Origin of the sequence: Chryseobacterium soldanellicola (assembly GCF_900100115.1) — a bacterium.
GTDB lineage: Bacteria > Bacteroidota > Bacteroidia > Flavobacteriales > Weeksellaceae > Chryseobacterium > Chryseobacterium soldanellicola.
The window spans coordinates 174,268-185,808 of sequence record NZ_FNKL01000002.1 but is presented as its reverse complement, the minus strand read 5'-3'; the positions used below and the strand labels follow the sequence as shown (position 1 = coordinate 185,808).

The 11,541-nt window shown below is 34.5% G+C and carries 10 protein-coding genes; 8 read left to right on the top strand and 2 right to left on the bottom strand.

Annotated features, from left to right (window positions below; translation table 11 throughout):
• The first annotated feature begins 1 nt into the window (after window position 1).
• Genes BLT04_RS05560 through BLT04_RS05525 form a run of 8 tightly spaced genes read left to right on the top strand, consistent with a single transcriptional unit; the run spans window position 2 to window position 8,138 of the window.
• The gene (locus BLT04_RS05560; RefSeq protein WP_089754574.1) at window positions 2-361 is read left to right on the top strand and encodes an S-adenosylmethionine decarboxylase family protein; all 360 of its coding nucleotides are present in this window, start codon (window positions 2-4) and stop codon (window positions 359-361) included.
• 1 nt (window position 362) lies between these two features.
• On the top strand, window positions 363-1,835 hold the full coding sequence (locus tag BLT04_RS05555; RefSeq protein ID WP_089754572.1) for a DUF4178 domain-containing protein: 1,473 nt from the start codon (window positions 363-365) through the stop codon (window positions 1,833-1,835).
• A gap of 3 nt (window positions 1,836-1,838) precedes the next feature.
• Window positions 1,839-2,036 (top strand): hypothetical protein, encoded by a 198-nt coding sequence (locus BLT04_RS05550; protein WP_228421913.1) that lies wholly within the window; start codon window positions 1,839-1,841, stop codon window positions 2,034-2,036.
• 10 nt (window positions 2,037-2,046) lie between these two features.
• A complete protein-coding gene (locus tag BLT04_RS05545; protein ID WP_089754570.1) occupies window positions 2,047-2,262 on the top strand; it encodes a DUF350 domain-containing protein in 216 nt (71 codons plus the stop codon).
• On the top strand, window positions 2,255-3,769 hold the full coding sequence (locus tag BLT04_RS05540) for a polyamine aminopropyltransferase (protein WP_089754568.1): 1,515 nt from the start codon (window positions 2,255-2,257) through the stop codon (window positions 3,767-3,769). Before BLT04_RS05545 ends, BLT04_RS05540 begins: the two co-directional genes overlap by 8 nt.
• Window positions 3,744-5,333 carry an NAD(P)/FAD-dependent oxidoreductase gene (locus BLT04_RS05535; protein ID WP_089754566.1) on the top strand — a complete coding sequence of 530 codons (1,590 nt, stop codon included), beginning with the start codon at window positions 3,744-3,746 and terminating at the stop codon, window positions 5,331-5,333. Before BLT04_RS05540 ends, BLT04_RS05535 begins: the two co-directional genes overlap by 26 nt.
• Complete coding sequence (locus BLT04_RS05530) at window positions 5,330-6,355, top strand: hypothetical protein (protein ID WP_089755536.1); 1,026 nt, start codon at window positions 5,330-5,332, stop codon at window positions 6,353-6,355. Before BLT04_RS05535 ends, BLT04_RS05530 begins: the two co-directional genes overlap by 4 nt.
• Before the next feature lie 28 nt (window positions 6,356-6,383).
• On the top strand, window positions 6,384-8,138 hold the full coding sequence (locus tag BLT04_RS05525; RefSeq protein ID WP_089754565.1) for a discoidin domain-containing protein: 1,755 nt from the start codon (window positions 6,384-6,386) through the stop codon (window positions 8,136-8,138).
• Window positions 8,139-8,178: 40 nt separating this feature from the next.
• Here BLT04_RS05525 and BLT04_RS05520 read toward each other — a convergent pair whose 3' ends face one another.
• Both BLT04_RS05520 and BLT04_RS05515 read right to left on the bottom strand, forming a co-directional pair.
• Window positions 8,179-9,036: an alpha/beta hydrolase gene (locus BLT04_RS05520; protein WP_089754563.1), complete on the bottom strand. Its 858-nt coding sequence runs from the start codon at window positions 9,034-9,036 to the stop codon at window positions 8,179-8,181.
• 75 nt (window positions 9,037-9,111) lie between these two features.
• Entirely contained in the window at window positions 9,112-11,421 is a 2,310-nt protein-coding gene (locus tag BLT04_RS05515) for a TonB-dependent receptor domain-containing protein (protein WP_089754561.1), read from the bottom strand.
• Window positions 11,422-11,541: the final 120 nt, after the last annotated feature.

The window sequence follows — 11,541 nt, the reverse complement described above, 5'->3', positions numbered from 1 at the left end:
ATTGAACCCATTATCAAGCAAAGGTTTACATATTCTTCTGACTTTGGAAACAGAGTCAGAAGCTTTGTTATTAGACAGTACAGGTTTTCTGAATTTTATTGAGAAAATTTTAGCTTCAAAAGAAGTGGAAATTGTTGGGATTACTGACCATGTTTTTGAAAATCAAAGCTTTACTTCAGCGGTTTGTCTTAAAGAATCGCATTTATGCATTCATACCTGGCCGGAATTTAAGCAGTTGACTTTTGATGTTTTCCTTTGCAATTATTTACAGGATAACACAGAAAAAGTGGATAAAATTGCAGATGAGGTTGTCGAATATTTTAACGCCAAAATTATTCAAAAACACAAAATTTATAGATAAAATGCATTACACTTGTCCCTTATGCAAAACTGAGAATAAGATTGATGCTAATTTTCACGTCGTAGAATATGTTTGCAAAGCATGTTCTAATCTTATTGATGTCAGTAAAAACACATCAACAAAAGTTATTAAAAAACCGATTGAAAGTGTCGTTCTGGAAGTTGGGCAAAAAGGAATTATTAATGAAGTTGAATACAGTGTTGTTGGAATTATCGTTAAAAAATACGGGTCAGATATTTTTTGGAGAGAATATTATTTGAAAGATAATAAAGCCAACAATGCTTTTTTAAGTGAAAGCGACGGGCATTGGGTTTTTCTTCAATCTATTCATAAAGAAGACATAAAGAGAAAATCATGGAATAGCAGAGTAGTAGAATTTCATTTGTTAAATTATCGCTGGTACGAAACCACGGAATGCCACATTCACGCGGCTGCCGGTTTTTTTGAAGACCGTGTAGATTTCGGACTTTCCACGTACAGAGAATATGTAAACGGAACCCAAATGATTTCTGAGGAAAAGTCAAATGGTGAAACCCAATACTTTTTCGGACAACATATTTCAAAGTATAAAGTTCAAAAAGCTTTTAAAATTCAGAATCTTCCCAACTATACAGGAATCGGAATTGTTCAGCCTTATTATGTGAACATTAAGCAAATGATCAATATTTTTTGTGTTGCTGCACTTTTGATTTGCCTTTTACAGCTTTATGTTTACACCACAAGAACTAATTATCCTGTTTTTGAACAGAAAATAAAGTTTGAAGATGTAAAAAATAAGGAAATGGTAAGCAAAAGCTTTACATTATCGGGAGGCTCTGCACCATTGAAGGTAAAGGTATATTCCGGAGTTGATAATTCCTGGGCTAATGTTCAGTTAAGCCTTGTTAATGAATCTACAAACGAAATAGTTTACACTTCCAAAGACATTGAAGAATATCACGGAATCGAAGATGGAGAACATTGGTCGGAAGGAAATACAACGGAAGATTTTAATCTTTGCGGAGTTTCTTCAGGAAAATATCATTTCTTGATTTCTGCGGAAAAACAACCTTCAATGGAAACAATATCATCTAACACTGTATCTTCAGATAATGGAGTAACAATATCAAGAGATGTGTCAGGAATTATTGATGTAGTAAATAATACAACTAAAGAAACAGTTTCCTTCGGTGATATAAAAACATTGGAAAAAGATTCATCCGATATGGGAAAATTAGTAAAACAGACATTTCCTAATCAGAATTTAGATTCATTATTAAATGTAAATCCTATAATTCAGACGCCATCTCTGAGTGTAACATCCGATGACAGTTCCGTAGATATTAAAGCAACATGGCTTCCTGTGTCATTCTGGAATTTTACAATCGTTTTAGTTCTAATGATCGTATTTTTCATCGCTTGTTATTGGGGAAGATATCTTTTCAATGTTTCAAAATGGAAAAATAGTTCAAATTCACCTTATCCTCAATCATAAATTATGGCAAAATTGATTAATTATATCAGAGAAAATTGGTTTTTATGCTTAATGGGAGGGGTATTCCTGAGCTGGTTTGTTTATCTTACCTACGCAGGAAATCAGGTGTGCGATTGTGCGAAAACAGAAACTTACAGAGACGGAACAACAAGGCATCATTCCACGGGTGGAGTGGGCTATTACCGATACTATCACAAATAAAATATAAATTATGGATCAAATAAACTTCTTACCAATAATCAACTCAATTATTTATTCTTTTTTAGGAATTGCAATTTTGTTGGTTTGCTATGTTATCATTGAAAAATTAACGCCGGAGAAAACATGGCACGAGATTTCTCAAAATAAAAATACGGCATTGGCAATTATTTTCGGAGCATTTATCATTGGAATTTCAATTATCATAAGCGCGGCAATTCATGGATAAAAAGAGGATTCCTCTCGAGCTTTTGTTGCTGTTTTCGGTATTTGTCATTGCAACTTGCGGGCTGATTTACGAATTGGTAGCGGGCGCTCTGGCGAGTTATCTTTTGGGAGATTCCGTGAAGCAGTTTTCTTTCATCATCGGGGTTTATCTTTTTTCGATGGGAGTGGGCTCTTATTTTGCGAAATTTATTAAAGGAAATCTGATCGATAAATTTGTTGAAATAGAAATTCTCGTAGGAATTGTCGGCGGAATAAGTTCGGTGGTTCTGTTTATTTTATTCAATACGTTGGCGCATTTTGAAGCGGTTTTATATCTTTTTGTGTTTTTTACGGGATGTTTGGTTGGCGTGGAAATTCCTCTGTTGATGAATATTTTAAAGGATAAAGTTCAGTTTAAAGATTTAATTTCTAATGTTTTCGCATTCGATTATATCGGAGCTTTATTAGCCTCAATACTATTTCCGTTAGTTCTAATTCCAAATTTAGGAATTGTAAAAACGCCTTTGTTTTTTGGATTGATTAATATTTCAATCGCTATTTTCTTATGTTTTTATCTTAAAAAAGAATTGTCAAAACCGATTTCATTGAAAATAAAAGCAATCGGAGCATTTATTTTTCTGTTGGTACTTTTTATTTTTTCGGATAAAATTTTATCGTATTCCGAAGAAAAATTATATGGTGAAAATGTTGTTTATACAAAAAGCTCACCTTATCAGAGAATCGTTTTAACGAGGAATAATCGTGAATTTCGTTTATATTTAAATAACAATCTGCAGTTTTCCTCTACCGACGAATACCGTTATCATGAAGCGTTGGTGCATCCCGCGATGTCAATGTCAAAAAATATTGATCATGTCCTGATTTTGGGCGGTGGCGACGGTTTTGCCGTTCGTGAAGTCTTAAAATATAAAGAAGTAAAAGATATCACATTGGTAGATCTGGATGGTGAAATGACCGATTTTTTCAAAACCAATGAAACCATGCGCGAGCTGAATCACAGTTCTTTATCCAATCCGAAAGTGAAGGTCATCAACAAAGACGCTTACATTTGGGTAAAAGAAAACAAACAAAAATTCGGAGCTATTATCATTGATTTTCCTGACCCGTCCAATTATAGCTTAGGAAAATTATATTCTCTGCAGTTTTACAAAGAATTGGAAAAACTGACTACTTTAGACACAAAAATCGTTGTTCAGACAACTTCACCATACTTTGCGCCAAAATCTTTCTGGTGCATTGAGAAAACGATCAATCAGATATTTCCGTTTACTTCGGCGTATCATACGTATGTTCCGTCTTTCGGGGAGTGGGGCTTTTCGATGGCATCTTTTGAGCCTGTTAACAATAGGATTTACAGAAGAATTCCCGATTTAAAATTTTACGATTACAACTTTTCTCAGATGTCATATTTCACAAAAGATATGAAGACGAAAGACGTAGAGGTCAATCGATTGGATAATCAAATTTTAGTACGCTATTTCGATGAAGAGTGGGGAAAAGTACAGTAGAAAAGATTTCCTTAAAACGATCTTTTTGGGCAGTCTGATGCTTCCTTTTCTACAATATTGTGAAAGAAAAGGAAAGTCATTGTTGCTTAAAATCACCGGAACCAATCACGTTCTCGGGCACAAGCTTTGGGCTAAAGATTTTCCTAAATTTACAGAAGAAATTCGTACAAAATATCTCGTGGTCGGAGGTGGAATTTCCGGGCTTTCAGCATGTAGATTTTTCAGTCAAAATAATGAAAATGATTATCTTTTACTCGAAATGGAAGATCATTTAGGAGGAAATTCTTCAAACGGACAAAATAAGTTCTCTAAATTTCCTTTGGGAGCTCATTATTTACCATTGCCGAATAAAGAAAATACAGAGATCATCGATTTTTTAAAAGAATGTAACATTTATCAGGGTGACGATGAAAATGGCGAACCGATTTTAGATGAATATCAAATGACTTTTCCTCAGCAGGAACGATTATTTTTCAAAAATTCATGGCAAAACGATATTGTTCCGCAAAAAGGAATTTCTGAAGAAACTCAGAAAGAATTTGACCGTTTTTTCAAATTAATGGATGGTTTTCGTGATAAAAAAGGAGAAGATGAAAAGTATTTTTTTGCAATTCCGGTTGAAGATTCAAGTGAAGACTCTGGATTAATCCAATTAGAAAAAATGTTGTTTAAAAGTTTTCTTGGAACAGAAAATTTCAAATCAGAAGAATTACTTTGGTTGCTGGATTATTCCTGTCGAGATGACTATGGTTTAGGAATTGACTATGTTTCAGCCTGGGCGGGAATCCATTATTTTGCAGGAAGAAAAAACAACTGGAGCAAAAAATATAAAGATCAGGTTTTTACATGGCCGGAAGGAAATGCAAGATTAGCAAAGCATTTTTCAAAATATACAGAAGAAAAAAGTTTAACGAAACATTTAGTTTTTGATGTAAAATTAAATGAAAACAAAGTTGAGGTTTTAAGCTTTGATAACATCCAAAAAAAGACAAAGAAAATTATTGCAGAAAAAGTTCTCTTTGCGACGCCACAGTTTGTCAACGAAAGAATTTTTAATGATAAACGCACAAAATATTTTAATTATGTTCCATGGCTTTTAACAACGATTACGTTGAAAAATGAATTCGGAGGTGATGAAGAATTGGCCTGGGATAATGTAATTTACGGTTCGGACGGCTTGGGTTATATTTACGATCAGCATCAGAATGTAGATCAAATCCTGGGTGAGAAAGTGATCACTTATTACAGAAGCTTTTCCACAGATGATTGCAGAAAAGCAAGAAAAAAACTCTATTCTATGAAGGAAAGCGAACTTAAAAGTCTTGTTCTGGATGATCTGAAAAAAGCACATCCTTTGATCGAAGACTTTATTATTGAAATGCAGTTTCACAAGATCGGTCATGCAATGATTGCGCCCATTCCGAATCAGATTTTTAGAAATGCATATGAAGCAAAACAACCGATTGACGGAAAAATTTTCTTTGCCCATACCGATTTATCAGGAATTTCAATTTTTGAAGAAGCCTTTTATCAGGGATGGAGAACTGCAGAAAAAATGATATGAAACAACCCTGGATACATAATGCAAAAACAGACGGATGGTTTATTTTATCACCGCCTTTTTTGATTTTGCTGATTATTTTTCTTTTTCAGAAGCAAATTCAGGGGCTGGAAAATCATTATTCTTTTTATACATGGTTATTTTTAATCGTTTTTGTGGATGTTGCGCATGTATATTCAACGTTGTTTAAAACCTATTTTGTTAAAGAAGAAGTTCAGAAAAGAAAACTTTTATATTATGGAATTCCCATTTTGAGCTGGGTTTTAGGCTTAATTTTATATCAATTCGGGAGTCTGACATTTTGGTCGGTCCTGGCTTTGGTCGCAGTCTTCCATTTTATCCGTCAGCAATATGGGTTTATGCGGATTTATGCGCGTTTTGAACCGAATAACTGGAATAAAAGAATCGATGAGGTTGCTGTTTATTCTGCAACAGTTTTCCCGATGCTGTATTGGTTTAAAACGCCGAGAGCGTTCACTTGGTTTGTTGAGAATGAATTTAACTTATTTCAGAATTTACCGGATTATACAAATTTTATCACCGTTTTATATGTCCTGATTCTGTCCGTTTGGATTATTAAAACTGTCTTTGAGGTTTTTAAAGCCAAACAGATCAATGTTCCCAAAATCACCTTAATTACAGGAACTTATCTTTCATGGTATTTCGGGATTGTCTATTTTAATAATGATTTAGTCTTCACTTTTATGAATGTCATTTCACACGGAATTCCTTACGTTGCTTTGATCTATATCAGAGAAATTGAACAGAAAAACTCCCAGGAATTGAATAAACTTTCTATTTTTAAATCAACTTTCGGAATTTTTTTATTCATCGTTGTAATTGTTGTATTTGCCTTCTTCGAGGAATTTTTGTGGGAGGTTTTTATTTGGCGCGAACATTTTTCATTTGATTTTCAACTTTCATTAAATTGGTTTCAATTCTTAATTCCCTTACTTGTTGTTCCCCAATTAACGCATTACCTATTGGACGGCTTTATTTGGAGAAAAAAGAAAAAAGTTAAGTAAATTTGCTTTTAATGTAAAAAAAATGAAGATGCAGAAGTATTTATTTTTGTTTGCTTTTTTGTTGGGAATCGGTTTAAACGCCCAGCAAAAAACATTTTGTAATCCGATCAATATTGATTATGGATATACCCCGTTTAAATCTTTTTCAAGCCAGGGAAAACACCGTGCGACGGCAGATCCGGTGATTGTTAATTTCAAAAACAAACTATTTCTTTTTTCAACAAATCAGGAGGGATACTGGTACAGCGACGATATGCTGGATTGGAAATTTGTGAAAAGAAAATTCCTTAGAGACAACAAATACCAACACGATCTGAATGCTCCTGCGGTTTGGGCGATGAAAGATACTTTATACGTTTTCGGCTCTACCTGGGAACAGGATTTTCCGATCTGGAAAAGTACAAATCCCACAAAAGATGACTGGAAAATTGCTGTTGATACATTAAAAGTCGGAGCTTGGGATCCTGCTTTTCATTATGATGAAGACAAAAATAAGCTGTATTTATATTGGGGCTCGAGCAACGAATGGCCGTTGCTGGGAACTGAAGTTAAAGTAAAAACGCTACAGTCAGAAGGTTTTGTAAAGCCAATTATTAAGCTAAAACCCGAAGATCACGGTTGGGAAAGATTCGGGGAATATAATGACAATGTTTTCCTGCAGCCTTTCGTAGAAGGCGCCTGGATGACCAAGCACAACGGAAAATATTATATGCAATACGGCGCTCCGGCGACAGAGTTCAGCGGATATTCTGACGGAGTCTATGTAAGCGATAAGCCTTTAGAAGGCTTTGAATATCAGCAGCATAATCCGTTTTCTTACAAGCCGGGAGGTTTTGCGAGAGGAGCAGGACATGGTGCAACTTTTGAGGATAATTATAAAAATTGGTGGCATATTTCAACCATTTTCATTTCAACTAAAAATAATTTTGAAAGAAGACTTGGAATCTGGCCTGCCGGATTTGATAAAGATGATGTCATGTACTGTAACACAGCTTACGGCGATTATCCGACATACCTTCCGCAATATGCGCAGGGAAAAGATTTCTCAAAAGGCCTTTTTGCAGGTTGGATGTTGTTGAATTACAATAAGCCTGTTCAGGTTTCATCGACTTTGGGTGGTTATCAGCCCAATTTGGCGGTGGATGAAGATATTAAAACGTATTGGAGCGCAAAAACCGGAAATTCCGGTGAATGGTTTCAGACGGATTTAGGTGAAGTTTCTACAATTAATGCGATTCAGATTAATTATGCAGATCAGGATGTGGAATTTTTAGGGAAAACATTGGGAAAAATGCATCAATATAAAATCTACGGTTCAAACGACGGTAAAAAATGGCATGTGATTGTTGATAAAAGCAAGAATACCAAAGATGTTCCTCATGATTATGTAGAATTGGAAAAACCTGCACAGGCGAGATTCCTGAAAATGGAAAATTTAAAAATGCCAACCGGAAAATTTGCATTAAGCGGTTTCAGGGTGTTTGGAAAAGGAGCGGGAGCAGCACCTCCGAAAGTTCAGAATTTTGTTCCTTTGAGAGCAGATCCTAAAAAATATGGAGAAAGAAGAAGCATCTGGATGAAATGGCAACAGAATTCCGATGCCGACGGATATGTGATTTATTGGGGTAAATCTCCTGATAAAATGTACGGAAGCATCATGGTTTATGGTAAAAATGAATATTTCTTCACGGGAGCCGACCGCACAGACGCTTATTATTTCCAAATTGAAGCTTTTAATTCAAATGGAATGTCAGAACGAACGGAAATTGTAAAATCAGAATAAAGATTTAAATAAATCAAACGCTTTGAAAATTTCAGAGCGTTTATTTTTTATCTACTTTTTTGAGGAAACTTTCAATGGTATTAATTAAAAATATTGAATTTTTCCCTTTTTCCCAGTCAACATGGCCTCCGTTGAATTCATAAGATTCGTGAAAAACATTATTTTTGGAAAAAACCGAATCCAGAATTTCTTTTTGTGAAACCGGAACAACCTTATCAATTTTTCCGTAATAAGATAAAGTGGGCGGAGCGTTTTTATCAATCCAGTATGTCGGGCTTCCGAAATCCATTGCTAAAGCATTTTGTGGAAGAATTTTAGGATCGATCAGTTGTTTTTCAATAAAAGAATAATCTTCATAATTTTTAAATCCGGGATCAGACAAATCTGCCGGACCTACAATATTGACAACGGCTTTTACCTTCTTATTTTTATCGAATTTGTAAGCATACAACATTGATAAATGCCCGCCGGCGCTGTTTCCGAGAAGGATTACTCTAGGATTATACTGTAAAGTTTTTTCTAAATAATGAATGACATCCGTAATATCGTCAGTTTGATCCGGAAGGGCAAAATGGTTAATAGAAGCCAGTCTGTAATTCAGGTTAACAAAAATAGAATTCGGGAATTTTTCCATCATTGAAAAAATGAAAGGTGTCAATTGAGATTTGTCGCCGCCTCGCCAGCCGCCACCATGAATAACGATAAATATATCTTTTTGCACCATATTTTTACTATCTGGAAGATATAGATCCATTTTTTGTTCATAATCTTTACCGTAAGAAATATTTTTCTTGACCTCAAAAGATGTATTTTTATTAATAATGATCGGCTTTTCTTTGCAATCAATAGTGAAAAGAAGAAGCATGAGACCGATAAAAATTGTAACGAAAGCTTTCATACTTATAAAGATAAAAAACTCACCGATTTCTCAGTGAGCTTTGTACAAAATAATTGATATGAATGAATGATTGTTTTATCTTGTTCTGCTTTTGATCGCGTCAGAAGCGCCTTCGATGTCCCTTACTTTTTTCACTTTTTGGTTTCCGAAGTTGTAAGTGATGCTCACGGTCATGTTTCTTCTGTACTGGTCGCTTCTGATGTAATTGTAATTTCCGTTGGTTTGATAATCTTCGATTTCTACGACGTTTGTTCTCAGAACGTCATTTACATTTACGGCAAAAGTCCAGTCGTTCCAGTTTTTCTTTAAGCTTAAATCCAGGCTCATTAAGTTTTTCAACATTCCAAGCTCGATTTGCTGTTTGTCGACAAAGAAATAATTTACCCCCAAAAACCAAGTTTTCTTTTTGTCTAAACGGATCGTGTTGTTACTGGTAATGACGATACTTGTAGAGCGTACTTTATTTTCATAAGTCGGGAAAACGTCTCCTGACGTCGGGTCAACGCTTAAGCTTCCGTTGTTGATATTGTGCTGGATTCCCGCATTAAAGTTTAATGTTAAATATTGCTTGAAGAATGTTTTTTGAATTCCTAACATGGCTGACATTTCCTGTTTGTCGCCAAAGTTTGTTCTGATGTATCTTAATTGTTTGTGAGGATCCATGATTATATTTCCGTTTTCATCTTTTACAGGATTGCCCATATCGTCCAATCTCGGTTTCAAAATATCTCTTTGCAAAGGAACCTGAGTGATCTGATCTTTAAAATAAGAATGGTTTAAAATCAGAAAATAGGAGTTTTTATACATATACGTCAACTCCTGATTGTATGTAGAAGATGCTTTTACAAACGGATTGTTTTGCGTGTAATTATCCTCTGTCAGAATATTTCTTACAGGATTGATTTCCCAGAAGCTCGGTCTTCTCATTCTGCTCGAAAATGCATAGGAAATATTATTTTTATCATTAATGGCATAATTAAAGGTCAGATAAGGAAGCAGGTTATTGTAATTCTGTTCAATTCTTCTGTATTCCGGAGCGGCGTTGTCTGAGGTTCCTACGCTGTTTGTCATTTCATATCTGGCTCCGATTTTCCCGGAAAATTTATCAGAAAATTTCTTTTCTAAGGTTAGATAAACGCCATAAATATTTTCATTATAGACAAAATGATTGGGAGCAGATGTATTTTCTACGTTTATCAATTGACCATTAGTATCATAAACATAATCCAGCGTATTGTTTTTTGTGTCGTTATTGGTTTTTGTTTTATTATAATTTCCACCTACAGATACCGTAAAATCGTTTTTAAGCTTTTGGATGTAATCTACGGTTCCAGAGAAATTATTAATAATTTGTGGTAAATCCTGGAAAATCTGTGTTCCGATTCTGATGTCGTTTCTGTTAATATCAGAAATAATGGTTCTGTTATCTGTAAACTGGAATCTTTTATAATTTAAATAAGCAGCATTTATGTTTAATTTGCTTCCTAATGAATCGGTTTTAAGCTCATAATTCAGATTTACAGAGTTGTTGTAAGATCTTGCATCTTCTTTGTTTTGGGATTTGGTGTAATTTTCAAAGTAAGAATTAGTTTTATTATCAAATGAACGAACGGTATTGAATAAATTCACCCTCGAATTATAGCTTTTATTGGCCCACGAATTCCATGATAGGCCTAAATTGCTTTTTTCAGTAAGCTGATAATCAATATTTAAATAGCCACCGAGATTTTTGTTCGGATCGTCAATATTCCCTACGGATTCGTTTGAAGATAAAGCATTTCCGTTTCTTAAAATATAAGATTGAGGATTGATATTTTCGCCGCCGTTGAGGTTTGCACTGATTCCTAATTTATCTTTTCTGTAATTCGCAGAAAAACTTGCATTGCTAGAGTTGTATTTATTTTGGCTGTTCGACATTCTCATGTTTCCGTTCAAACCGTCGCTCATTTTCTTCTTTAGAACGATATTGATGATTCCGTCAGAAGATTCTACCTGAAATTCACTTCCCGGAACCGTAATAACTTCAATTTTCTGTATATTTTCGGCAGGAGTATTTTTTAAGAACTGTACCAAAGAATCAGCATCCATATTGCTTTTTCTGCCGTTGATATAGATTAAAGCATTGTTTTTTCCTGCAATTTTCAGCGTTTTATCATCGGTAGAAGAAAGCAGGGGAGTTTGCTTTAAAATATCGAATGTTGTGTTCCCCTTTGCAACAGGTGATGCCGCAACATCATATACAAAACGGTCACTTTGTTTTTTGAAAACCTGTTTCGTTAACGTTACTGCCTCTATGTTTTGAGTTTTTACAGAGTCTGATTTTTTCTGCTGAGCGAATGTCATTCCGCTGAAAAATAGAGCTGCGATGAGAATGGGCGTTTTCATGATGTTATTTTTAAGTCGTTAATAGCTTGTATTTGTTATTATTTAACATTGCAAAGATATATAAATAATTTAGTATTATGCAATACAAAGTACTTAAAATAATTTAATAATTAATTTAAC

Bases quoted from the DNA above. Each gene is read 5' to 3' on its own strand.
- BLT04_RS05555 (WP_089754572.1), top strand. From the start codon at position 363: ATGCATTACACTTGTCCCTTATGCAAAACTGAGAATAAGATTGATGCT.
- BLT04_RS05550 (WP_228421913.1), top strand. From the start codon at position 1,839: ATGGCAAAATTGATTAATTATATCAGAGAAAATTGGTTTTTATGCTTA.
- BLT04_RS05545 (WP_089754570.1), top strand. From the start codon at position 2,047: ATGGATCAAATAAACTTCTTACCAATAATCAACTCAATTATTTATTCT.
- BLT04_RS05540 (WP_089754568.1), top strand. From the start codon at position 2,255: ATGGATAAAAAGAGGATTCCTCTCGAGCTTTTGTTGCTGTTTTCGGTA.
- BLT04_RS05535 (WP_089754566.1), top strand. From the start codon at position 3,744: ATGAAGAGTGGGGAAAAGTACAGTAGAAAAGATTTCCTTAAAACGATC.
- BLT04_RS05530 (WP_089755536.1), top strand. From the start codon at position 5,330: ATGAAACAACCCTGGATACATAATGCAAAAACAGACGGATGGTTTATT.
- BLT04_RS05525 (WP_089754565.1), top strand. From the start codon at position 6,384: ATGCAGAAGTATTTATTTTTGTTTGCTTTTTTGTTGGGAATCGGTTTA.
- BLT04_RS05520 (WP_089754563.1), bottom strand. From the start codon at position 9,036: ATGAAAGCTTTCGTTACAATTTTTATCGGTCTCATGCTTCTTCTTTTC.
- BLT04_RS05515 (WP_089754561.1), bottom strand. From the start codon at position 11,421: ATGAAAACGCCCATTCTCATCGCAGCTCTATTTTTCAGCGGAATGACA.